20 protein-coding genes and 3 pseudogenes are annotated in these 24,033 nt (G+C 36.1%); 17 read left to right on the top strand and 6 right to left on the bottom strand.

All coding sequences use genetic code 11. The features are described 5' to 3' along the window. Nucleotides 1-2: 2 nt before the first annotated feature. From nadA to yajC, 10 genes and pseudogenes are all read left to right on the top strand, one after another. Nucleotides 3-1,112 carry a quinolinate synthase NadA gene (gene nadA, locus LC087_RS08230; RefSeq protein WP_226542125.1) on the top strand — a complete coding sequence of 370 codons (1,110 nt, stop codon included), beginning with the start codon at nt 3-5 and terminating at the stop codon, nt 1,110-1,112. Nucleotides 1,113-1,298: 186 nt separating this feature from the next. After that, nucleotides 1,299-2,873 carry a SafA/ExsA family spore coat assembly protein gene (safA, locus tag LC087_RS08225; protein ID WP_226542124.1) on the top strand — a complete coding sequence of 525 codons (1,575 nt, stop codon included), beginning with the start codon at nt 1,299-1,301 and terminating at the stop codon, nt 2,871-2,873. Nucleotides 2,874-3,250: 377 nt separating this feature from the next. Next, nucleotides 3,251-3,874, top strand: coding sequence for a YhcN/YlaJ family sporulation lipoprotein (locus LC087_RS08220; protein WP_226542123.1), 624 nt, complete (start codon nt 3,251-3,253; stop codon nt 3,872-3,874). A gap of 184 nt (nt 3,875-4,058) precedes the next feature. Beyond that, nucleotides 4,059-4,782, top strand: a pseudogene (locus LC087_RS08215) (YebC/PmpR family DNA-binding transcriptional regulator). Nucleotides 4,783-4,985: 203 nt separating this feature from the next. Next, nucleotides 4,986-5,567: a Holliday junction branch migration protein RuvA gene (gene ruvA, locus LC087_RS08210; protein WP_226542121.1), complete on the top strand. Its 582-nt coding sequence runs from the start codon at nt 4,986-4,988 to the stop codon at nt 5,565-5,567. A gap of 9 nt (nt 5,568-5,576) precedes the next feature. Further along, nucleotides 5,577-6,578, top strand: a complete 1,002-nt coding sequence (gene ruvB / locus LC087_RS08205) for a Holliday junction branch migration DNA helicase RuvB (protein ID WP_226542119.1) — start codon at nt 5,577-5,579, stop codon at nt 6,576-6,578. Further along, nucleotides 6,578-6,778, top strand: a complete 201-nt coding sequence (locus LC087_RS08200) for a DUF2905 family protein (RefSeq protein ID WP_226542117.1) — start codon at nt 6,578-6,580, stop codon at nt 6,776-6,778. The genes ruvB and LC087_RS08200 overlap by 1 nt, the downstream gene beginning before the upstream one ends. Nucleotides 6,779-6,811: 33 nt before the next feature. After that, nucleotides 6,812-7,840: a tRNA preQ1(34) S-adenosylmethionine ribosyltransferase-isomerase QueA gene (queA, locus tag LC087_RS08195; RefSeq protein ID WP_226542115.1), complete on the top strand. Its 1,029-nt coding sequence runs from the start codon at nt 6,812-6,814 to the stop codon at nt 7,838-7,840. A 54-nt stretch (nt 7,841-7,894) separates the two neighbouring features. Continuing rightward, nucleotides 7,895-9,040, top strand: a complete 1,146-nt coding sequence (tgt, locus tag LC087_RS08190) for a tRNA guanosine(34) transglycosylase Tgt (protein WP_226542113.1) — start codon at nt 7,895-7,897, stop codon at nt 9,038-9,040. Between the two features lie 70 nt (nt 9,041-9,110). Continuing rightward, nucleotides 9,111-9,380 carry a preprotein translocase subunit YajC gene (gene yajC, locus LC087_RS08185; RefSeq protein ID WP_226542111.1) on the top strand — a complete coding sequence of 90 codons (270 nt, stop codon included), beginning with the start codon at nt 9,111-9,113 and terminating at the stop codon, nt 9,378-9,380. Between the two features lie 56 nt (nt 9,381-9,436). Here yajC and LC087_RS08180 read toward each other — a convergent pair whose 3' ends face one another. Next, entirely contained in the window at nt 9,437-9,826 is a 390-nt protein-coding gene (locus tag LC087_RS08180; protein WP_226542110.1) for a TIGR04086 family membrane protein, read from the bottom strand. Nucleotides 9,827-9,957: 131 nt separating this feature from the next. Here LC087_RS08180 and LC087_RS08175 point away from each other — a divergent pair, with 131 nt between their 5' ends. Continuing rightward, nucleotides 9,958-11,244 (top strand): ArsB/NhaD family transporter, encoded by a 1,287-nt coding sequence (locus LC087_RS08175; RefSeq protein WP_226542109.1) that lies wholly within the window; start codon nt 9,958-9,960, stop codon nt 11,242-11,244. Between the two features lie 670 nt (nt 11,245-11,914). After that, complete coding sequence (locus LC087_RS19640) at nt 11,915-12,142, top strand: hypothetical protein (protein ID WP_226542178.1); 228 nt, start codon at nt 11,915-11,917, stop codon at nt 12,140-12,142. 48 nt (nt 12,143-12,190) lie between these two features. Here LC087_RS19640 and spoVB read toward each other — a convergent pair. After that, nucleotides 12,191-13,765 (bottom strand): annotated as a pseudogene (gene spoVB / locus LC087_RS08170) (stage V sporulation protein B). Between the two features lie 148 nt (nt 13,766-13,913). On the opposite strand from spoVB, the gene LC087_RS08165 reads away from it, so the two are divergent. Beyond that, complete coding sequence (locus LC087_RS08165; RefSeq protein ID WP_226542107.1) at nt 13,914-14,231, top strand: post-transcriptional regulator; 318 nt, start codon at nt 13,914-13,916, stop codon at nt 14,229-14,231. Nucleotides 14,232-14,264: 33 nt separating this feature from the next. Then, nucleotides 14,265-16,502, top strand: coding sequence for a protein translocase subunit SecDF (gene secDF, locus LC087_RS08160; RefSeq protein ID WP_226542176.1), 2,238 nt, complete (start codon nt 14,265-14,267; stop codon nt 16,500-16,502). A 35-nt stretch (nt 16,503-16,537) separates the two neighbouring features. Here secDF and LC087_RS08155 read toward each other — a convergent pair whose 3' ends face one another. The 4 genes from LC087_RS08155 to LC087_RS08140 form a co-directional block, all read right to left on the bottom strand. After that, nucleotides 16,538-16,681, bottom strand: coding sequence for a hypothetical protein (locus LC087_RS08155; protein ID WP_306020602.1), 144 nt, complete (start codon nt 16,679-16,681; stop codon nt 16,538-16,540). Between the two features lie 13 nt (nt 16,682-16,694). Then, on the bottom strand, nt 16,695-17,351 hold the full coding sequence (locus tag LC087_RS08150) for a glycosyltransferase family 2 protein (RefSeq protein ID WP_306020600.1): 657 nt from the start codon (nt 17,349-17,351) through the stop codon (nt 16,695-16,697). Between the two features lie 75 nt (nt 17,352-17,426). Next, on the bottom strand, nt 17,427-18,053 hold the full coding sequence (locus LC087_RS08145) for a glycosyltransferase family 2 protein (RefSeq protein WP_226542105.1): 627 nt from the start codon (nt 18,051-18,053) through the stop codon (nt 17,427-17,429). Nucleotides 18,054-18,121: 68 nt separating this feature from the next. Next, nucleotides 18,122-18,427 carry a glycosyltransferase family protein gene (locus LC087_RS08140; RefSeq protein WP_226542104.1) on the bottom strand — a complete coding sequence of 102 codons (306 nt, stop codon included), beginning with the start codon at nt 18,425-18,427 and terminating at the stop codon, nt 18,122-18,124. A gap of 207 nt (nt 18,428-18,634) precedes the next feature. Here LC087_RS08140 and recJ point away from each other — a divergent pair, with 207 nt between their 5' ends. From recJ to LC087_RS08125, 3 genes and pseudogenes are all read left to right on the top strand, one after another. Continuing rightward, the gene (gene recJ / locus LC087_RS08135) at nt 18,635-20,974 is read left to right on the top strand and encodes a single-stranded-DNA-specific exonuclease RecJ (RefSeq protein WP_226542102.1); all 2,340 of its coding nucleotides are present in this window, start codon (nt 18,635-18,637) and stop codon (nt 20,972-20,974) included. Between the two features lie 12 nt (nt 20,975-20,986). Then, complete coding sequence (locus LC087_RS08130; protein ID WP_226542100.1) at nt 20,987-21,499, top strand: adenine phosphoribosyltransferase; 513 nt, start codon at nt 20,987-20,989, stop codon at nt 21,497-21,499. A gap of 325 nt (nt 21,500-21,824) precedes the next feature. After that, nucleotides 21,825-24,020 (top strand): annotated as a pseudogene (locus tag LC087_RS08125) (RelA/SpoT family protein). Nucleotides 24,021-24,033: the final 13 nt, after the last annotated feature.

Below are 24,033 nucleotides of genomic sequence, written 5' to 3'. Positions count from 1 at the left end.
CCATGGAAATCTTAGATATGGTTGAATTTGATAAAAAAGAAGCAATGCCAAATAGCTATAAGGAAAGAAGTTATGAAGAATTAGAGCAGAGAGTTCTTGAAATTAAACAAAAATTAGGAAAAAAATTATATATTCCGGGTCATCATTATCAAAAGGATGAAGTGATTAATTTTGCTGATACAACAGGGGATTCACTTCAATTAGCTCAAGCATCTGCAATAAATAAAGAAGCTGAGTGGGTTGTATTTTGTGGTGTTCACTTTATGGCGGAAACGGCTGATATGTTAACAGATAAAGAGCAAAAGGTCTTATTGCCAGATATGAGAGCAGGTTGTTCTATGGCAGATATGGCTAATATTAATCAAACAGAAATTGGGTGGGAAAAGCTTCAACAAATGTTTGGAGATACGATTCTACCGTTAACCTACGTGAACTCAACTGCTGACATAAAAGCGTTTGTTGGAAGAAATGGTGGAGCAACAGTTACTTCATCAAATGCAAAAAATATGCTGAAATGGGCGTTTAAACAAAAGGAAAGAATTTTGTTTTTACCAGACCAACATTTAGGAAGAAATACTGCTTATGATTTAGGCGTTCCGTTAAATCAAATGGCCGTATGGGACCCAATTACGAACCAATTAGAGTATGACGGGAACTATGAAGATGTAGTTGTAATTTTGTGGAAAGGTCATTGCTCTGTACATGAAAAATTCACGGTAAAAAATGTTGAACATATTCGTGAAACAAAACCTGATATGAATATTATTGTTCATCCAGAATGTCCAAGAGAAGTGGTTGCAATATCAGACTATGCGGGATCAACTAAGTATATAATTGATGCGATTTCACAAGCTCCATCTGGTTCTAAGTGGGCAATTGGGACAGAAATGAACTTAGTTAAACGGATCATTGATCAGCATCCTGATAAAGAAATTGTGTCCTTGAATCCATTTATGTGTCCTTGTTTAACCATGAATCGGATTGATCTACCTCATTTAGCATGGGCATTAGAAAGTATTGAGCAAGGACAGCCTGTTAACCAAATTAAAGTTCCTGAAGATGTAACAAAGCAAGCTGTTTTAGCATTAAATCGTATGCTTGAAAATGTATAAAATTCAATACAGTTTACAAGTAAGAAGTACGTGGATCATGCGTACTTCTTTTTGTTTTATCCCTGCCTACTATAAAAGCTTTTACGAATAACTAGAAGAGCCCATGCATATATTGTGTTGAGTCATAATGACAGTTTTCTTAATTATGAGAATAAGCTTAATTGCTTTATTATAGGAGGGGGAAAATTGAAAATCCATATTGTTCAAAAGGGCGACTCTTTATGGAAAATTGCACAAAAATATGGTGTCAATTTTGAAGAACTAAAAAAGATGAACTCGCAATTAAGTAACCCAGACTTAATTATGCCCGGAATGAAAATAAAAATACCGACAAATGGGGTTCAAATAAAAAAAGAATTTCCCATTACAAAGGAACAGCCTATCCAAAAAGAACAACCTGTGCAAAAGCAACAAGCTTCTCCAAAGCAACAATCAAATAATAAATCGAATGATATGAAGAGTGCTCCGTATGTTCCAAATACCAAACCAACGCAAAAACCTTTTTATCCAGAAAGTGATGTGAACAATAATTATTACACTTTCAATATGTCAATGTCACCTCAAGAAAAGCAAAAAAATCAAGCCCAATCACCGAAGTTACCACCTAAGCCAGCGAATGTTTTGCCAAATATGATGGATACTGCAGAAGAAAAAGGGAAGAAATCACAAACATCACCAGTTCAGGAGCATGCTTTAAAAAATCAGCAAATGTCACAAGTTCAAGGGAGCCAGTACGCGCCTAATTACGGTTACTACAGTCCTCAAATGATGCCAAATAATTTTCAATCTACACAAGTGTCTCCAGCTTATCAGCCTTACTCTAATATGGTGAATAACCAACCTGGAGTTGCAGGAGTGCAAGATGAAAATATGGGTAATAATGATAATAGTCAAGGACAGATGGAGAACATTCCATTTTCACAAACCCAAGGTGCATACGCTCCTCAATATGGAATGGTTCCTCCAACTTGTTATTATCCTGTATCTCCTGTTATGCCAGGTAGTGGATTTGATTGCTATCCACAAACAATGGCTGCAGAACAGGAAATGAGTAATAAGGAAAATGAGGAACAATCTCCTGATATGACTGCTCCATCTATGAACAATCAAATGGCGCATGCAACTATGCCGATGTTTCAAGAGGATTGTGGTTGTGGAGGTCAATCAATGCCCGGGCAGCCTTATCAAATGCCTTTTGGTGTCCCAAGACCGATGATGCCAGCACCAGGACCTTACGGAATTGGAGGGATGCCAGGTCAAGGAAGCCCATATGGTTATGGAGGAGGTCCTGCTCAAGGCCCATATGGTTATGGTGGAATGCCAGGTCAAGATCCATATGGTTACGGAGGAGGTCCTGCTCAAGGCCCATATGGTTATGGTGGAATGCCAGGTCAAGATCCATATGGTTACGGAGGTGGTCCTGCTCAAGGACCATATGGTTATGGTGGAATGCCAGGTCAAGATCCATATGGTTATGGTGGAATGCCAGGTCAAGATCCATATGGATATGGAGGAATACCAGGTCAAGGTCCATATGGATATGGAGGAATGCCAAGTCCAGGTCCATACGGTTATGGTGGAATGCCAGGTCAAGGTCCATATGGAGGTATGGTTCCAGAAGCAGGTGGAATGGTTCCTCAAGCAGAAAGAATGTCTCAACAACAACAATTATCAAATGACGGTACAGCAACAAATCCTAGTGCAATGTTTGGTACTCCAGACTATCGAAATGAAGAAGATGATGAGAAAGATGATAAATAATCAAAAAAGGTAGAGAGGCTGTTAATCAGTCTCTTTTTATTTACAGGAATTCGACTCCCAAAGTGGTTGAAATGGAAATGATTCCACGATCATATTCAGTCGTCGTTAAACGGGTGCTTTCGCTTTTCTATTGTCTAGCTCTAGCGCCCAACGACTCGTAAGTTTTCGCTCTCCTCCTTATGATAAGTCAACATCTAAGCCTGCGGCTTTTCGTGTTTCCTTTATCTCATACGAAGTGCTCAAGCCCCTTCGTCGTTAAACGGGTGCTTCCGCTTTTCTAAATTCCTAAGAACTAACATTAATATTCCCCCAAATTACGTAAAAGATAATAACGAGCGTGTCTTTCTCGCTTATTTTCTATCGAGGGGGTAATAAATTTGAGAAAAACGGCAAAATTAGTTACTGCCTTAACGATTATGTCGACAGGCTTGGTAGCATGTAATACAAATAATGAAGCGATGGATAAAAACTACAACGACAATACCCAACCGATTGGTTATTACTCAAATGACAAAATGAATGATCGCAATCGAGGTGGGGTAACAGATATTGTTGACGACACAACAAGAAATAAACGAGATAACAACTATGGAACCAATATGAAAGATTATAACAAGCAAAATGTTAATAATCGACGTGATATGAACATTTTTAACGGCGATGCAAATGGAAACTTAGCTGATTCAATTACAGATAGAGTATCGAGAATCAGAAATGTTGAGGATTGCCGTACGTTAGTGAATGGGGATAACGTAATTGTTGCTGTAGATACAGACGATAAAAACAATGCAGACGTAACAAATGAAGTGAAAAAGGAATGTTCAGACATTGCAGCAGGTAAAAACGTACAAGTTGTAACAGATGAAAATTTGTTTACAAGGGTCAGGGATATTGATGACAATCTGAGAAGTGGAGCCGGTATGGAAGATATAAACGCGGATATGGAGGACCTAATGGATAACATTAATGACTCCATGAAAGATATGTTTAACAATCGATAAGTATAAAATAAGGTGTCTCTTTTTGAGACACTTTTTCATATGTAATTTTTCGAGGAATGTACCATTTAGTGATGAGATTACTAAGGAAAAACAATACACATAAAGTGAACTTAGTCATTGTACCAAGTAAAAAGAACTATGATATAGTAAAGAGCGGATAGATTTTTAGGAGAGGTGAATTAGAATGGCAGGTCATTCTAAATGGAAGAATATTCAGCATCGGAAAAATGCACAAGATGCAAAGAGAAGTAAAATTTTTATGAAACTTGCAAAGGAAATATATGTAGCCGTTAAGCAAGGTGGGGAAGATTCCACGACGAATGCAAGTTTACGTTTAGTGTTAGATAAAGCAAAGGCGGCAAATATGCCAAACGATAATATTGACCGAGCGATAAAAAAAAGCAGTAGGAAACCAAGATGGTGCAAACTATGAGGAAATAGCCTATGAAGGGTATGGTCCAGGTGGTGTGGCAATAATGGTTTCTTGTTTAACGGATAATAAAAATCGAACGGCTGCAAATGTGCGCACGGCATTTAATAAAAACGGCGGAAACTTAGGGGAAAGCGGTTGTGTTTCCTACTTATTTGATCGAAAAGGATATCTTGTTATTGACCGAGAAAATTTAAGTATAGATGAAGATGATATGCTGCTTGAAGTGTTAGAAGCGGGTGGTGATGAATTAGTTACCTCAGAGCATGCTTTTGAAATTTATACAACACCTGAATTATTTTCTGAGGTAAAAACGAATTTAAGTGAATTTTCCTTTGCTTCGGCAGAATTGACAATGGTTCCACAAACTTATACTTCTTTAGACGAAGAATCATTTGAAAAGATGATGAAGCTTATAAATGTGCTAGAGGATGATGATGATGTACAAGAAGTTTATCATAATATAGAGATGGAATAATACTTATATATGGATATTATAACAAAAGGGCATTACTTTGATGGTAATGTCTTTTTCATACTTCTATCACCATCCAGTTCACTTGTGCCTTTTAAGTTATTTAATGATACACGAAATTGTGGTGGTCATCCTTTTCATACCGCTATGAAAAATGATTTCGTTTATGGTACAATGTACTTCAGTTAAATGAGGTGAAACGAGCTTTGATAGAGTTTATAAAAGGAACCATTGATTATATAACCCCTGAATACATCGTTATTTGTAATAATGATATAGGATATATGATTTACACTCCAAACCCATTCATTTTTCATAAAGAACAACATACCACTATATATACATACCAACATGTTCGAGAAGACATTTTAGCTTTGTATGGATTTCAAAACCGAGAAGAACGACTACTTTTTACTAAGCTTCTTAATGTGACAGGAATTGGTCCTAAAGGTGGCTTAGCAATTTTAGCCACTGGTGATGCATCTCAAGTGGTACGTGCGATTGAAAATGAAGATGAAAAATTTTTAACGAAGTTTCCTGGCGTAGGAAAAAAGACGGCTAGACAAATGATTCTAGATTTAAAAGGGAAACTTACCGATATAGCTTCAGTACCTGAGCAACTAGAAGCCCAAGAGCAGCATTCACCTGAAACAATGACTGAAGCAGTAGAAGCTTTAAAAGTATTAGGTTATAAAGAAAAAGAAATTATAAAAATTATTCCCTCAATAGAAGAAGGTTTAACCACAGAACAGGTTGTCAAACAAGCTCTTCAAAAGCTTTTAAAGTAAGGTGATAATATGGAAGAACAACGATTAGTTTCTTCTGAGGAAAGAATAGAAGATTACTCGATTGAACAAGAATTGCGTCCCTCCTTCTTAAATCAATACATTGGACAAGACAAAATCAAGGAAAATTTACGCATCTTTATTGATGCTGCAAAAATTCGACAAGAAACGTTAGATCATGTGTTGTTATACGGTCCACCTGGACTTGGAAAAACAACGCTTGCGTCTATCATTTCGAATGAAATGGATGTTAATTTACGAACAACTTCTGGACCAGCAATTGAAAAGCCTGGTGATTTAGCAGCTATTTTAACAGCTTTAGAGCCAGGAGATGTTTTGTTTATTGATGAGATTCACCGTTTGCAGCGTTCAATAGAAGAGGTTTTATATCCAGCAATGGAGGATTTTTGTTTAGATATTGTCATTGGAAAAGGTCCCTCTGCCAAAAGTGTTCGTTTAGATTTACCCCCGTTTACGTTAATAGGAGCGACAACGAGAGTGGGAATGTTAACGGCACCATTACGTGACCGATTTGGTGTTCATGGTCGATTAGAATTTTATAACCAAAGTCAGTTGACGTCAATTGTTGAAAGAACGGCTCGTGTAATGAAAATTGGCATTGAAAAGAAAGCGGCAGAAGAGATTGCCAGAAGGTCAAGAGGAACCCCAAGGATAGCCAATCGGTTATTAAGAAGAGTGAGGGATTTTGCTCAGGTGCTTCATTTAAAGGAGATTACGTACGAGATTAGTCAAAGGTCATTAGAACAGCTCCAAGTGGACAAAATGGGCTTAGATTACATCGATCATAAACTTTTAAAAGGGATGATTGAAAAGTTTAGAGGGGGCCCTGTAGGCTTAGATACGATTTCTGCAACGATAGGAGAAGAGTCTCATACGATAGAAGACGTTTATGAGCCCTTCCTTCTGCAAATTGGGTTTATTAAGCGAACCCCTAGAGGAAGGATTGTGACAGATCAAGTTTATCAACACTTTGGGATGGAGGTTCCAGAATAATGATGGAAATCCCTAAAATCCTTATGTTAGTTGGCGTTGTTTTTCTTGCTTTAGGAATACTACTTCAGCTCATCGGTAAAGTACCAGGGGACATATTATTTAAAAAGGGAAATACGACGTTCTTCTTTCCCATTGTCTCTTGTATTATCATTAGTATTATTTTAAGTGTGATTCTCTCTTTATTAAGTCGTTTTAAATAAGAATAAAAAGACAACAAGAAACAAGGTGAAAAAATGAAACTAGACTTATTTGATTTTCATTTACCTGAGGAGTTAATTGCTCAAGTTCCTTTAAAAGAGCGAGATGCTTCAAGGTTAATGATTTTGAATAAACAAAGTGGAGATATAAATCACGAACAATTTCGACATATCACAGAATATTTTCATGCTGGCGACTGTTTAGTTTTAAACGATACAAGAGTCCTGCCTGCCAGGCTTTATGGTGAGAAACAAGAAACGGGAGCTAAAATTGAGGTATTGCTTTTAAAACATAGTGAGGACAATAGTTGGGAAACGTTAGTGAAGCCTGCGAAAAGAATTAAAGAAGGCTCAACGATTCGGTTTGGTGATGGCAGGTTAACGGCCACATGTCGTGATGTTTTAGCAGATGGAGGAAGAGTGCTAGAGTTTAAGTATGAGGGGATCTTTTATGAAGTATTAGAATCACTAGGTGAAATGCCGCTTCCGCCGTATATTAAAGAGCAACTTGATGACCGTGAGAGGTATCAAACGGTATTTTCGAGAGAACAAGGTTCTGCGGCCGCTCCTACTGCAGGTTTGCACTTTACAGAAGAAATATTACAACAATTAAAAATGAAAGGTGTTCATATTGTTTTCATTACCCTTCATGTTGGTTTAGGTACATTTCGTCCGGTTAATGTGGACCAAATTGAGGAGCATGAAATGCATGCTGAATATTTTCAAATGAGTAATGAAACGGCTACTATTTTGAATGCTGCTCGCGAGAAGGGATCTAAAATTATATCTGTTGGCACGACCTCGACGCGAACGTTAGAAACGATCGCTATGAAAAATAATGGAGAGTTTAAAGAAGAAAGTGGTTGGACAGACATCTTTATTTATCCAGGATATCAATTCAAAGCGATTGATGGTATGATTACAAACTTTCACTTACCTAAATCCTCCCTTATCATGCTTATAAGTGCTTTAGCAGGTAGAAAAAACGTTTTAAACGCTTACGAGAAAGCAGTCGAAGAAAGGTATCGATTTTTTTCTTTTGGCGATGCTATGTTAATAATATAGATGAATGATTAGAGGTTTAAGTCAGTAAAGGGAAATTAGAGGAGGAAATGAAGCTTGTCAACAACACCAATTCGCTATGAATTATTGAAAACTTGTAAACAAACAGGGGCAAGACTTGGAGTCGTTCATACACCTCACGGGTCCTTTGAAACGCCTGCTTTTATGCCAGTAGGAACTTTGGCAACTGTTAAAACAATGTCTCCAGAAGATCTGGTTGAAATGGGTTCCAATATTATATTAAGCAATACGTATCATTTATGGTTAAGACCTGGTCATGATATTATTAAAGAGGCTGGTGGACTGCATAAGTTTATGAACTGGGATGGTGCCATTTTAACGGATTCAGGAGGATTTCAAGTCTTTAGCTTGAGTGAATTTCGGAAAATTGAAGAAGAAGGTGTCCATTTTCGAAACCATTTAAACGGAGATAAACTCTTCTTATCTCCTGAAAAGGCGATGGAGATACAAAATGCACTAGGGTCTGATATTATGATGGCATTCGATGAATGTCCACCATATCCTGCTGAATACGACTATATGAAACGATCTGTTGAGAGGACAAGTAGATGGGCAGAACGGTGTCTCAAAGCACATCAACGACCCGATGTACAAGGATTGTTTGGAATTGTTCAGGGAGGTGAATATGAAGACTTACGAAAACAAAGTATTAATGATTTAGTTTCGTTAGATTTTCCTGGTTACGCCGTTGGTGGACTTTCTGTTGGTGAGCCAAAAGATGTGATGAACCGAACGCTCGAATTTACAACTCCGCATTTACCAATGAACAAACCAAGATATTTAATGGGCGTGGGTTCACCAGATTCCTTGATTGATGGAGCAATAAGAGGAATTGATATGTTTGACTGTGTTCTCCCTACTCGAATTGCAAGGAACGGAACATTAATGACAAGTCAAGGTAGACTTATTGTCAAAAATGCTAAATTTGCCCGTGACTTCAAGCCGATTGATGAAAATTGTGATTGTTATACGTGTAAAAACTATTCAAGAGCTTATATTAGACATCTTCTAAAATGCAATGAAACGTTCGGAATTCGTCTTACGTCTTATCATAACCTTTATTTTCTGTTAAAATTAATGGAGCAAGCTCGTCAAGCTATTCGGGAAGATCGTTTAGGTGATTTCCGCGATGAGTTTTTTGAGCAGTATGGGTTTAACAAACCAAACGCTAAAAACTTTTAGTGGGTATTTAAGCGTCTAAGAATAGATGGTAAGTGTAAATTTGTATAATCACGGAAAGGTGGTGAAAAAGATGGAGGGAACTTTAGGATTTTTACTTCCTTTAGTATTAATGTTTGCGATCTTTTATTTTATTTTAATTCGTCCGCAACAAAAGCAACAAAAGAAAGTTCGTGAAATGCAAACCAATCTTGCAAAAGGTGATAAAGTTGTGACCATTGGTGGTTTACATGGAATTGTTGATGCAATTGATGAGGAAAATGTGGTCATTAAAAGTGGTGAAGCAAAGTTAACGTTTGACCGTAGAGCCATTCGAGAAGTTGCTGAAAAGACAAATGTATAATACATAGAACAAAGTAAGCGGTTATCTCCCGTAAAGATAACCGCTTTTACTATTGATTAGCTTTTGAAATTCTTCGATAACGTATTAACTCCGAACATTCCTCCGACCATGGCAGTTATTAAAAACCCAAGGTGATGAAGTAATGAACTAGTGGATAAACTAGAAGCGTAACCTAAATATTGAAATAAAGCGATGATAAGCGTGTAACATAAAGCTGTTATTCCGCCAATGAACCACCCTTTCTCTTGTCCGATCCCTCCAGAAATGAGCCCACCTATAAAAACGGCTAAAAAAGATAAAATTAATAAAGGAAAATAAATAGACTCTTCCGTCAGATCTGTAAATTTTAATAAAAAAGTAAATAAGAAACTAACCACTAACGCGATTGAAAATATGGTTATTAATCCATACAAAATGGCTTTTCCAAAGCGCTTTGGTTGATCCATTATTATCTCCTCCCATATGGACTTGCTCTTTAATAAAGAATATTCCTTAAGAAAAAAAATAGAATACAAATATTTTCTGGGACTAGCTTCATATAGTAGTAGTATTCAAACGTAATGGAAGGGGAAGCTAGATGCAGACGTTTGTGACTTTAATGATTTTTATAATTTGCTATTTCTTTATTATCATAGAAAAGATAGAACGTTCCCTCATAGCAGTAGCGGGTGGCGTGTTGATGCTTTTACTAGGGATTTATTCAATAGATAGAGCTTTTATTCACTATATAGATTGGAATACCATTACGTTATTATTTTCGATGATGATTATTGTATCCATTACTAGCAAAACGGGGGTTTTCGAATTTTTAGCGATTGGACTAGCTAAATTGTTAAATGGGAGACCTATTCCTTTATTAATCATGATTTCCATCTTAACTGCGGTGGGTTCGGCCTTTTTGGCAAATGTGACGATTGTTCTTTTGCTAGTTCCCGTTATTTTTACGATTGTAAGAATATTAGAGTTACCTGCCATTCCATTTTTAATTGTAATGATTATTGCGTCTAACATTGGTGGAACAGCGACTTTAATTGGTGACCCCCCTAATATAATGATTGGTCAAGCAGTTGAGCATTTAACCTTTAATGCATTTCTCATTCACTTATCTCCTATTGTGTTGATTGTCTTCCTTAGTACGATGTCGTTATTGAGTTATAAATATAGAGGAAAGCTCACTTATAACGCAACGTTAGTAGCGAAACTACAAAAGATTAAAACTACTTCTTATTTGAAACAAACTCCAGCTTTGCCTAAGTCATTATTTGTTCTTTTGTTAACGATTGCAGGGTTTATGCTCTACCCTTTTATTCATGTTGATATAACAACAGTTGCATTAGCAGGAGCGGTTTTATTGTTATTGCTTACTTATGATGAGTACCAAATAGATACCATTTTAAAAGAAGTTGAGTGGGGAACGTTATTTTTCTTTATTGGTTTATTTCTCTTAGTGGGAGGGCTAGAAGAGGTTGGACTGCTCGATGAATTGGCAAGAGCAATTGTTTACTATACAGAAGGTGACTTAAGGACAACCGCTTTCTTTATTTTATGGGTAACAGGATTATTCTCAGGTTTTGTTGATAACATTCCTTTTGTTGCAGCAATGATTCCAGTAGTTAATGAATTTAAAGCTTACGGTATGACGAATCTTGATCCCCTATGGTGGTCTTTAGCTATGGGAGCGTGCTTTGGAGGAAATGGAACGTTACTTGGTTCAACGGCAAACTTAGTTGTAGCGGGTATGGCAGCTAAGGAAAAAGAACCAATTTCATTTATGGAGTTTTTAAAGGTAGGATTACCAATTGTGTTTTTATCGTTAGTGATTTCAACGATCTATATATATTTCCGGTATTTAATTGATTTTTAATTAGGCCATTCATCATTGTCACATCTTAACCTTTCTAAACTAAACGACTCCGCACTAAAGTACGGAGGTTTCTCGTAGGCGGACTGAACCGCCTACGAGTTTTATCGGCTAAAGCCGACTAAAAGAAATGCTACTAAAAGTAGGTGGTTTTATACCACACCTCCTGCTACGCAGGTGCTTCCGCAAGCTAAAGCTAGGTATAGAAAATAAACTATAAGAGGTTGTTCAAAAAGCTCTACGATGGCCTGGATGGCCTAAGCATCATCGTTAGCTCGCGCGTCGTGGCTGTTCTTAGCCTGCGTTCATTAACCAAACCGCCTCGTTCTTGTCTAGCTTCAACCCTTACACCGGAGACACCTAAAGGATTTAGCTGGATCTAAATTAGTCACAGGACGAGACCGTTCTTAGTAGATCTTCAGAAATAGTTAACCATTTTGTGAAGGTAAAGAACACCTTCACGTCATGTTCGCCTTATGCTAGCCAAAGTGTAATCAAAGGGTTTCAGCTTTGCTATTCAGCGTTCTTTTTTCCCTACTTTTTGAACACGCACTATTAGTGAGTTTTAATAAGTAAATGATGGTATAGAAGTTGTATCAGATAATCTTGTTTGGGGAAACGAGGTAAGTTGTAATTTAAATGGAATAGGAATAGGCCAAGGGATAACAACAATATTATTGAAAAAAATAAATGTGTCAATAATCAAGAGATTGGAATTTCAATAGAAGCAGCTAATAACATCATAGATCGAAATTTGATTTTAAAAAATGAAATTGAACTCTTTTTAAGACTTACGTCTGAAGAAAGTTGTTATCGATCGAACTGTATTCAAAAAAATATTGAGTATGTGGTTGATGAAGGAACGAATAACGTTTTGGATTCTAATTGTACGGAAGAATGATGGGTAAGCTAAGAAGGCATTGGGCTATTACAAATAGCCCAATGCCTTTTAAAAATGTATAATAATTTTCAAAATAGCCGTTCTCCTATAAATGGAATCCTTTGTAGTTCTTCTTTTTTTTACTAGTTTAAAAATGATCAATAAGATGACGTAGATAATAATTGTGAAAATGATACTAAAGAATAAGATGAATAAATGGTTTTCTTGTGAAAATAACGTTTGATAGAATAAATACCCTAAAAAACCAGAAATAAACATAATGATGATGCTATATATGTAATCTTTTATGTAAATTGAAAAATTTAATTGTTTTAATAATGTCCCATAATGAAGAATAGTCACCACCATAATTCCGATAACGATTGCTAATGCAGCTCCAGTAATTCCAAGTTCCGGACGTGAGGCAAGGAAAAAGATAAGAGTGAGTTTTACAATACTCCTATTAAACTATTAATCATCGCTGATCTAGCTAAATTTAGTGCTTGTAGTCCAGCTTGCAAAGGTCCTTGAAAGTAATAAAAAAGGAAAAAAGGAGCCATAAAACGGACGTACTTTCCAGAATTTACATTGTTAAAGAGAAGGTCCATAATGGGATAAGCAAAAACGTATAGGACAACTACAGCAAGTCCACCTGTTACAATACATAACCTTAAAGCTTGTCTTAAACGATGTTCTGCTAGTAACTTTTTTTTCTTTGCCATCGCTTCACTTATCGCTGGGACTAAAGAAGTACTTAAGGAATAGGTAATGAAAGAAGGTAAGAACAGAATAAACAAGGCATATCCAGTTAACTCTCCGTATTGCTTCGTGGCTAAAGCTGTACTAATACCAGCGATTGCTAAACTTTGAGAAACAATGATCGGTTCTAGAAACCAAGAAATACGGCCAATTAATAACCCTCCAGTTGTAGGAAGAGCAATACTCATTAAATCTTGTAAGGTTTCCTTTCCTGCTTTAATTGATTTGAAAAAATGTTTACGAACTCGGATTCTTTTTTTTCTTTTAAACATGATAGATAAATATACTAAAGAGACTAGTTCTCCAATGACAGCTGAGAGCATTGCTCCTGCAGCAGCATATTCAACGCCATAAGGAAAAAATATTGTCGTAAATGTATAGATAAGAGTGATTCGTATGACTTGTTCAATTATTTGTGACATGGCTGCTGGCTTCATATTTTGTCTTCCTTGGAAGTATCCTCTAATAACAGATGAAATAGCAACGATAGGAATAACAGGAATGATGGCGATTAAAGGATAAAGCGTTCGTTTATCTGTAAATAAGGTTTCTGATAATAAAGGTGCAAAAAAAGAATAAGGTTGGAGTGAAAATGAGTGAAAGGGTTAATGTTAGTGATAAAGAAACGACAAGGATCTTTTTTATTTTTTTTTGATTCCCCTCTGCTTCGGCCTCAGCAACAAATTTAGAAATGGCTGTGGGTAGTCCAAGTTGCGTGATCGTTATGATTAATACTAGTGAAGGAATGACCATCATATAGAGGCCAACGCCTTCCTCCCCAATAATTCTTGCCATTATAATTCGATTGAAAAAACCGAGAATTCTCGTAATGAATCCTGCAATAATTAAGATTAGGGTACCTTGTAAAAAAGTTTGTTTTGACATTTTATTTTTCCCTGCCTTCTCAAAGAAACAGATATCATATACAATTACTATATGCATGATGGTTGGCCAAGCATGACAAGCAATTCAGAATTGAAGAGATGTTCACTAGTTATTTATTATTAAAATGTTTAAAAAGGAGAGAAGACGTATGACAGAAAAGAAACATCCTGTAGATACGTTTCGAGACCATGTACGTCCGTTTTTAAAAAGTAAATTGGAAGAGTTTAAATTTTTAGATTATGATGAAGTAACAGAAGATGAACTTTGGTCTTATCTGAAGGCGAAAAAATGGAGAAAGAATCAAGACATTCCTATTCATCAAATTGTCAGTGATATTTCTTCAATGAAAATTGTTAATTTTATGAACTTTGCTACGGTCGAATCTTATAAAACATCAAGCTGGTTTGGGAGTAAAGAAGGAGAAGAATTATTAAAAGAAGTTGTGCAAGGTAACAATGAAAAATAAGGTGATGGAATTAAGGAGGAGCAAATACATATGGTGAAAAAAGGACGCCTAATAGCATTTTTTCTTGTTGTTGTTCTATTAGGCAGCTTAATCGGATATACAACAAAAGGTGTAACAAACAATATTACCCTTGGGTTAGATTTGCAAGGCGGTTTCGAGGTATTATACGATGTTGAGCCTGTGAATGAGGGAGATGTCATTGATCAAGACGTCTTAAATAGTACTGTCAATACATTAAATAAACGTGTCAATGTATTAGGTGTCAGTGAACCTAACATTCAAATTGAAGGAAACAACCGAATTCGAGTACAATTAGCTGGTGTAGAAGATCAAAACCGAGCAAGAGAAATATTATCTACTGAAGCACATTTAACATTTCGTGATACAAACGATAAAGAAATGATGGACGGAACAGATCTTGTCGAAGGGGGAGCGAAGCAATCCTTTGATTCTCAGTCTGGAGAGCCAATCGTTCAAGTTAAGCTTAAAGATGCGTCAAAATTTAAAGAAGTAACAACAGATATACTCGAGATGCAGCCCAATAATCAGCTTGTCATTTGGCTTGATTATGAAGAAGGCGATTCGTTTAAGGAAGAATCTACAAAGGAAGAGCCTAAATATATTTCTGCTCCAAATGTTAATCAAGTATTGAATACAACGGATGTCATTATCGAAGGGAGCTTCACTATTGAAGAAGCGCAAGACCTCGCGGAAATGCTAAATGCGGGAGCCCTCCCAGTTGAATTGATTGAGACATATTCGACTTCTGTAGGGGCAAAATTCGGTGAGCAAGCGATGGATAAAACGGTGTTAGCTGGAATTGTTGGAATTGCCATTATCTTTCTGTTTATGGCTATTTTCTATCGCTTACCTGGATTTATTTCAGTCATTACGTTATCAACATATATTTACTTAATTTTAGTTGTGTTTGATTGGATGAACGGTGTGTTAACATTGCCAGGAATTGCTGCTCTTATACTTGGAGTGGGGATGGCAGTTGATGCTAATATTATTACGTTTGAGCGAATGAAAGAAGAATTAAAACTTGGGAAATCGGTCAAATCAGCGTTTAAATCAGGTAATCGTCGTTCTCTTGCCACAATTTTAGATGCGAACATTACCACTTTACTAGCTGCTACGGTCTTGTTTATCTTTGGTACAAGCTCTGTTAAAGGGTTTGCCACAATGTTGATTGTTAGTATTCTCGTCAGCTTTGTTACAGCTGTATTCTTAAGTCGAATCTTACTGAGTTTATTTGTAAACAGTCGTTTTCTGGATAAACGAAAAACTTGGTTTGGTTTAAAAGAAAAAGATATTATGGATATTCGTGATACAAATGAAGATACTGAAATCCCAACCATTTATGATGGTTTAGATTTTGTGAAACAGCGGAAAAAGTTTTTCTATTTCTCTTCTATGATGGTCGCAGTTGGATTCATTATTTTATTAATCTTCCAGCTCAACTTAGGAATTGACTTTTCTTCTGGTACGAGAATTGAAGTCTTAGCTGAAGATGGAAGCATCACTGCTGAAGAAGTAGAAGAGTCTTTAGCTAAACTTGATTTAGAAGCAAAAGAAGTTGTGATATCAGGAACAGAGAATGATATTGGGGTTGCCCGCCTTTTAGGCGTTTTAGATAAGGATGAAATTAGTAATGTAAAGGAAGAGTTGAAAGCAGACTTTGGAACGGAACCAAACGTAAGTACGGTTTCACCTACTGTTGGAAAAGAACTCGCTAGAAATGCCATGATTGCTGTCGCTATTGCATCCGTAGGAATCGTCATTTATGTGTCCATTCGTTTTGAATGGTATATGGCTTTAGCAGCAATCGTAGCTTTACTGCATGATGCGTTCTTTATCATTGCTTTCTTCAGTATCACAAGACTTGAGGTGGATATCACCTTTATTGCAGCGGTATTAACGATCATCGGTTACTCTATTAACGATACGATTGTGACCTTTGATCGCGTAAAAGAAAATTATAAGCGTAAGAAGAAAATTAAAACGTTTGATGATTTAGCTTATATAGTGAATCGAAGCTTGCAACAGACGTTAACTCGCTCCATTAACACAGTAATTACAGTTTTAATAGCTGTAGTCGCATTGTTAATTTTAGGAAGCTCGACCATCTTGAACTTTTCTATCGCCTTATTAATTGGGTTAATCGCAGGTACTTACTCTTCCATCTTTATTGCGTGTCAGTTATGGTTAATATGGAAAGCAAAATGGCTTGCTAAACCTAAAAAAGAACCCGTAAATGAAGAAATTTGAACAATACAGATAAAGAGCTGAGAATACTCAGCTCTTTATTTAATAGGGATAAAATGTCTTTTGCGATCGAAGGGCTTTTCCCTTTCTAAAACGGCAGCAATATTGTGTACAGCATCTTTTCCCCAACGGTCAAAAAATACTTTTTGACTATTGTAGAATACTTCATGCTGCTTTTTCATATTGTCCTTGAAGCTACTCCCCTCCATAATGATGAATAAAAACATCATTTGTAACCCATAATTTCTTTCCATATATTTGAGTTCTAATCGAGAAGTCGTTATCTTCGTAATATCCAGGAAAATAACGGTGATCAAATCCGCCAATTTGCTCTATCAGCTCTCTTCTAAACGCCATGCACAGACCACTTAAAACATCTACTTGAAACCCTTGTCTAAAGTAAATCCTTTCTCTTTCTTCTGCAAAATTATTTAGATCATCAAGGGTTTTATAAGTAATATTGTGTATCATTTGTTTTGGCATAACAAAATTAGATCTCGGTCCAACGATGCCAATCTCTCCATCTTTCTCTAGCCACCAAATAAGGTTTGAAAGCCAATTCTTTGTAACGATGGTGTCATTATTTATTAAGACAAAATAATCTCCTTCTGCGATTGTAAATCCATCATTACACCCTTGGGCAAACCCCATGTTTTCTTTATTTACCATCAATTTTTTATTCGGGATTGTTTGAAGAAACTCGACAGTTTCATCTTGAGAATGGTTATCTATAAAAACAAATTCGTAATTCTCTTTCGTATGTTGTAAAATGCTTGAAATGCATCGTTTTGTCAATTCTAGTCCGTTATGAGTCAAAATAATGATGGAGATCAGAGGTTTTTTATTTTGCATGATGTGATAAACTCCTTAATAAAAATGGGATGAACCTATTTTGAAACATAATATGAAAGGTAGCAGAAGAAAGTGTTACCTTTTAAGGTCAGGCTTTAAGCTGTTTACCATCATGTGATTTTCCCAATTTCGTAGGACAGGGTTATTATTTGGCCTTTTCAACTTATAATCATAATAGTAAAGGACTTTGTCTATTACTTCTTCGGATCTAATTAAATGACATACTTGATGAGCCCAACGGTCATCCTCTCCATAGCTAGTATCTGGGAACTTATATTGACTAGCGATTCTTCTTGCGTAGCACATGATATGATTAGGTTTTCTGTAATAAAAATTTTCATCTTCAGAATAAGTTAAAGAAGAATGATATTTCGTTTTTTTTCTACTTAATCCTGCAATATCTACCTCTACTAAAAAATTTATACAATCTGCTTGTGGATTTTTATTTATTACATGGAGTAATTCATCAACATAATCAGTGGCTATCCGATCATCATCATCAACGAAGGATATAAATTCCCCCTGGGCTTGCTGAATGAGTGAACTTCTTTTCGAACCAGTTGTTCGTTTTTTGTTATCTAAGAGGACGAGAATTTCAACTGGTTTGTTTTTTGCTTGCCTTTCTAGTTCGCATACTGTTCGAGCAAGGTGTGTCATTCGTTCAGGGATAGAAGGGATTAAAATGGAAAGGCTTATGGGCACACAATCACTTCTCCTTTCTACCAATTATAAGGATGATTCATGTTAACTGTTCTGTCGCGAGTTAGAAACTACTTTTTTATAATTCCTTTATTTACAAAGTCATTAGTGGAGTTTTTTTCAAGGGTACTAAGAAGTTCATCTACATAGTTAGAAGATATTTCGGTATGATCCTCTATAAAAATAATAAAATCTCCTTTTGCCTCTTCTTTAAGACTATCTCTTTTCGAATCAGTTGTTCGTTTCTTATTGTCAATGAATGCTAATATTTCAACAGGTTGATTCGCTGTCTGTTTTTGTAACTTTTTTATTAAATGATCAAGTTCGGTCAAATGATCAGAGATAGAAGGAATTAATATGGACAGTTTAATTGTCATATGTACCGTTCCCCTTTAGGTTTATTCATGCCAAAATATAATTCATTGATACTACCTTATTCGTCAAAATGATATTTATGTTAGTCAATATGAATGACTTTCTACTTTGAAATAAGTGAAGATAGTTGCCATGATTAATCAAATGGATTGAGAAATTGAAAAAGATCATAACTTGTATGTATAATGAGGGAGTTAAGAGGTGAAAGAATGCTTAAACCGAGTAAACGGTGGATTGTAGAAAAAAATAATAATGAACAAGTGGTTGAACGGTTATCAAAACAGCTTTCTATTAATCCGATAGTCTCATCAATGTTAGTAAAAAGAGGCGTGGAATCTGTTGAACAAGCGGAAAGTTTTTTAAACACAGAAAGTACAAGTTTTCACGATCCCTTTCTTTTTAACGGTATGGATAAACTTGTTGCAAGGATTAATGATGCGATTGAACTTAATCAATCTATTATGGTTTATGGGGATTATGATGCAGATGGTGTCACTAGTACAACAGTTTTATTATCCGCCCTACGTGAACTAGGTGCAAAAGCTGATTTTTATATACCGAATCGTTTTTCTGAAGGGTACGGTCCCAATAAAGATGCGTTTCAATTTATTGCAAATCAAGGGTACGGTTTAATTATTACAGTTGACAATGGAATTAGTGGAACAGACGAAGTAGAATTTGTCAATCAGTTAGGTGTGGATGTCATTATTACGGACCACCATGAACCTGGACCAGTCCTTCCTGACGCATTTGTTATTATTCATCCGAAAATTGAAGGTTCTTCCTATCCCTTTGAGGAATTAGCGGGTGTTGGGGTTGCTTTTAAGGTTGCCCATGCTCTTTTAGGCTATGCTCCAACACAATTGTTAGATTTAGTAGCAGTAGGAACTGTTGCGGATTTAGTCCCATTGCACGGAGAAAATAGAATAATTGTAAGACAAGGAATTGATCAATTAAAAAGAACGAAAAACATAGGACTTAAAGCGTTGATGAAAACAGCTTCTGTTGATCCACTTACTATTAATGAAGAGTCTATAGGTTTTTCTATTGGCCCTAGACTGAATGCAGTCGGTCGACTCACAGATGCTGATGCAGCAGTTGAATTATTATTGTCTGATGATGTACAAGGGGCAGAAGCTCTTGCTGAGGAAATTGATAAGTTTAATAATGACCGCAAGAAGATTGTTAGTCAAATAACGGGGGAAGCGGCTCAACAAGTAGAAGAGCTTTATCACGAGATTCCTTCTGTTATTGTCGTGGCAAAGGAAGGATGGAATCCTGGTGTTGTTGGAATTGTTGCTTCCCAACTTGTAGAGAAGTTTTATCGCCCAACGATTGTATTAAGTATCGATTCGTCTTCAAACATAGCAAAAGGCTCTGCTAGAAGTATAGAAGGATTTGATATTTATCAAAATCTCTTTCAATGTAAAGAACTATTGACGAACTTTGGTGGACATCCCATGGCAGGGGGAATGACTTTATCTAGTAACAATTTGAAGGAATTTCGCTTACAGATTAATCAATTAGGAGAAGAACAATTGTCTGCTGAACAATTAACTCCAGTTTTAAAAATTGATCAAGTTTGCACGCTAAAGGATATTACGATTGAATTGATTGAGGAAATTGAGCAACTCGCTCCTTTTGGTGTTGGAAATGGGAAGCCACTATTTTTAATAGAGGACACTAAAATTTCTTTTTTTAAAAAAGTTGGAAGTGACTCCTCACATTTAAAGCTCGTTATACAAGAGGAAGAACAATCGATCGACGTGATCGGTTTTGGGTTTGGAGGAATAGCTGACGAACTCTCTTTAAATACGAAAGCCTATTTCGTTGGTGAACTATCAATTAATGAATGGAATAATAACCGAAAACCTCAAGTTATGCTCCGTGATTTGAAGGTTGACGAATGGCAACTATTTGATCTTAGAGGATCTAAGCAAGTGAGCCAGGAGCTACTAAGCCAACAAAATACTATATATTTGGCATTTGACATAGAAACTAAAAAGCTCCCTGAATTTGATTTTATTAAAGAGAAAATTAATCTTATTGACGATTTACCTCAAGGTGCATTTTCAAATAAATATGTTGTCTTACTAGATATGCCACAACATAAAGATCAACTTGATAAATTACCTATTTTTGGAATACCTGATCGAGTTTATACAATTTTTAAACAAAAATCGGAACATTTTTTTTCGACTATACCAAAAAGAGAGCATTTCAAGTGGTATTTCGCCTTCTTGAAAAAAAGAGGACGGTTTGATATGCAAAAACATGGAGTCGAACTGGCGAAATATAAAGGATGGACGAAAGATACGATCAGATTTATGTCGCAGGTGTTTTTTGACTTAGGATTTGTTACAATAGAGAATGGTGTTATTTTATTAAATGAGAACATACAAAAAAGAGATCTTCATGAATCTAGTACGTTTTCACTAAAACAAGCCCAAATTGAAATGGAACAGTTAATGCTATATTCTTCAAAGGATGAGTTAAGAAAATGTTTGGATCAACACTTTCAACAAAGTTCCAGTGTGGTATTGACATGAGGAGGACATAAGATGGACTTAAAGAAATTTGTGACAATTGTTCCTGATTTCCCTAAAGAAGGGATTAAATTTAAAGATATTACAACTTTGATGGATAACGGTGAAGCTTACAAATATGCAACCGATCAAATTGTAAAGTATGCCCAAGATAAAAAAATAGATATAGTCGTTGGACCCGAAGCAAGAGGATTCATTATCGGTTGTCCGGTCGCTTATTCATTAGAAGTAGGGTTTGCCCCTGTAAGAAAACCTGGAAAACTTCCTCGTGAAACCGTACAGGTTGATTATGGTTTGGAATATGGAAAAGATTCTCTTACGATTCATAAGGATGCGATTAAACCTGGTCAGCGAGTCCTTATTACGGATGATTTATTAGCAACGGGTGGAACAATAGAAGCAACAATTAAGCTAGTAGAAGAATTAGGTGGCGTTGTAGCAGGAATTGCCTTCTTAATTGAGTTATCATACCTTGAAGGTCGAAGTAAGCTTGACGGATATGATATACTTACTTTAATGAAATATTAATATAGTCGAACAAAAAGCACTCTATAGAGTGCTTTTTTTGTAAGTGATAAATACGTTTATTTGGGAGCTTTTGTTTTTCTTTGTCTAGCTCCAGCGCATAGCGACGGGTAGCACTTTCGACGCACAGGAAGTGCTAGCATCAACGTTGCCCACAGGACGTTCTAGCGCAGGCGTTGTCACAGGAGGTGACTGTGTACTTAGTTGACGTACCTTTGCACCTGCGTCGCTAAACGTGTGCTTGCGCTTTTCTTTTAAATGCTCTTTACAGAGGGTTGTTTTTTTCTGATAATAAAAACAATAAGTTTCAATATTAAAAGGTGATATGATGGCGAATGAACAAGTGTTAACCGCTGAGCAGGTAATTGAAAAAGCTGAAAAATACCTCTCAGATACCCATATAGATTTTGTGAAAAAAGCATACGAATTCGCTAAAGAAGCACATAAGCACCAGTATCGTAAATCTGGAGAACCTTATATTGTGCACCCTATTCAAGTTGCGGGAATTTTAGTGGATTTAGAAATGGACCCATCGACTATTGCAGGTGGATTTTTACATGATGTGGTTGAAGATACGGATACAACTATTGAGGATTTAACAGAAGTTTTTAATGAAGAAGTCGCCATGTTGGTAGATGGCGTAACAAAGTTAGGGAAAATTAAATATAAATCTCATGAGGAACAGCAAGCCGAAAACCATCGCAAAATGTTTGTTGCTATGGCGCAAGATATTCGTGTGATCTTAATAAAGTTAGCCGATCGTCTTCATAATATGAGAACTTTAAAACATTTACCTCAAGAAAAACAGAGACGAATTGCGAATGAAACACTCGAAATATTTGCTCCTTTAGCTCATCGATTAGGGATATCAAAAGTTAAATGGGAACTTGAAGATACATCCTTACGTTACTTAAATCCTCAACAATACTATCGAATCGTTAATTTAATGAAAAAGAAACGGGCAGAAAGAGAAGAGTATGTTGAAGAAGTTATTAACGAAGTGAGAAACCGTATTGATGACTTAAAGATTAAGGCTGAGGTATCAGGTCGACCTAAGCATATTTATAGCATTTACAAAAAAATGGTTCATCAGAAAAAGCAGTTTAGTGAGATTTACGATTTACTAGCCGTTCGTGTCATTGTGAACAGTATTAAAGACTGTTATGCAGTTTTAGGGATTATTCACACTTGCTGGAAACCGATGCCAGGTAGATTTAAAGACTACATTGCTATGCCAAAACCGAATATGTACCAGTCATTGCATACCACAGTCATTGGCCCAAAAGGAGACCCTTTGGAAGTTCAGATTCGAACAGAAGAAATGCATAGTATAGCTGAGTATGGGGTTGCTGCTCACTGGGCGTACAAAGAAGGACAAGATGTTAACGAAAAATCAACCTTCGAAAAAAAATTAACTTGGTTTAGAGAAATTTTAGAGTTTCAAAATGAGTCAACGAATGCGGAAGAGTTTATGGAATCTTTAAAGATTGACCTTTTTTTCGGATATGGTCTTTGTGTTTACACCTAAAGGCGATGTTATTGAACTTCCTGCAGGATCCGTCCCGATTGATTTTGCCTATCGAATACATTCTGAAATTGGAAATAAAACCATTGGAGCAAAAGTAAATGGAAAAATGGTTCCGTTAGACTATAAGTTTAAAACTGGTGATATCATTGAAATCCTTACTTCGAAACATTCATATGGACCGAGCCAAGATTGGTTAAAGCTTTCGCAAACATCTCAAGCTAAAAATAAAATTAAACAGTTTTTTTAAGAAACAAAGAAAAGAAGAGAATATCGAAAAAGGAAAAGAAATGATCGAGCGAGAAATAAAAGCTCTTGACTTTGATTTGAAAGAAATTTTAACGTCTGAAAACATTAACCGCGTCGCAGAGAAATTTAATTTTTCGAACGAAGAAGATATGTATGCTGCTGTTGGATATAACGGTATCACAGCTATTCAAGTTGCGAATCGGTTAACAGAAAAGTTGAGAAAACAACGTGATTTAGAAGAGAAGCATTTAGAAGTAATGGTCTCTGAAATTAATACACCAACGATAAATAAAAAACGTGATGCAGGTGTCAAAGTAAAAGGGATAGATAATTTATTGATCCGTTTGTCAAAATGTTGTAACCCAGTTCCGGGGGGATCATATTGTTGGCTTTATAACGAAAGGACGAGGTGTTTCCGTGCATAGGGAAGATTGTCCCAACGTGCATACAGATGAAGCAAAGGAACGGTTAATTGAAGTAGAATGGGAAAACCAGACGAATTCTAAAAAAGAATACAATGTTGAAATCGAAGTTCTTGGTTATGATCGTCGCGGGCTTTTAAATGAAATATTACATGTAGTCAACGAATCAAAGACGAATATTTCTTCCGTTTCAGGTCGATCAGATCGAAATAAAGTTGCCACTATAAATATGACAATTTCCATTCAAAATATTAGTCACCTTCATAAAGTGGTTGAGAAGGTAAAACAGATTCAAGATGTCTATGCCGTCCGAAGAATCATGAATTAAGAAAGGATTTGTT

This window comes from Bacillus carboniphilus, assembly GCF_020524035.2.
Taxonomy (GTDB): Bacteria; Bacillota; Bacilli; order Bacillales; family JAIVKR01; genus Bacillus_CC.
Note: the sequence above shows the minus strand (reverse complement) of the source record. Positions and strands in the feature narration are given on the sequence as shown.

Excerpts from the sequence above, each read along its gene's own strand:
- recJ (WP_226542102.1), top strand. The coding sequence starts at position 18,635 with ATGCTTAAACCGAGTAAACGGTGGATTGTAGAAAAAAATAATAATGAA.
- ruvB (WP_226542119.1), top strand. The coding sequence starts at position 5,577 with ATGGAAGAACAACGATTAGTTTCTTCTGAGGAAAGAATAGAAGATTAC.
- LC087_RS08155 (WP_306020602.1), bottom strand. The coding sequence starts at position 16,681 with ATGAAAAAGCAGCATGAAGTATTCTACAATAGTCAAAAAGTATTTTTT.
- LC087_RS08200 (WP_226542117.1), top strand. The coding sequence starts at position 6,578 with ATGATGGAAATCCCTAAAATCCTTATGTTAGTTGGCGTTGTTTTTCTT.
- LC087_RS08130 (WP_226542100.1), top strand. The coding sequence starts at position 20,987 with ATGGACTTAAAGAAATTTGTGACAATTGTTCCTGATTTCCCTAAAGAA.
- LC087_RS08180 (WP_226542110.1), bottom strand. The coding sequence starts at position 9,826 with ATGGATCAACCAAAGCGCTTTGGAAAAGCCATTTTGTATGGATTAATA.
- nadA (WP_226542125.1), top strand. The coding sequence starts at position 3 with ATGGAAATCTTAGATATGGTTGAATTTGATAAAAAAGAAGCAATGCCA.
- LC087_RS08140 (WP_226542104.1), bottom strand. The coding sequence starts at position 18,427 with ATGACAATTAAACTGTCCATATTAATTCCTTCTATCTCTGATCATTTG.
- LC087_RS08175 (WP_226542109.1), top strand. The coding sequence starts at position 9,958 with ATGCAGACGTTTGTGACTTTAATGATTTTTATAATTTGCTATTTCTTT.
- queA (WP_226542115.1), top strand. The coding sequence starts at position 6,812 with ATGAAACTAGACTTATTTGATTTTCATTTACCTGAGGAGTTAATTGCT.
- LC087_RS08165 (WP_226542107.1), top strand. The coding sequence starts at position 13,914 with ATGACAGAAAAGAAACATCCTGTAGATACGTTTCGAGACCATGTACGT.
- yajC (WP_226542111.1), top strand. The coding sequence starts at position 9,111 with ATGGAGGGAACTTTAGGATTTTTACTTCCTTTAGTATTAATGTTTGCG.
- LC087_RS08150 (WP_306020600.1), bottom strand. The coding sequence starts at position 17,351 with ATGCAAAATAAAAAACCTCTGATCTCCATCATTATTTTGACTCATAAC.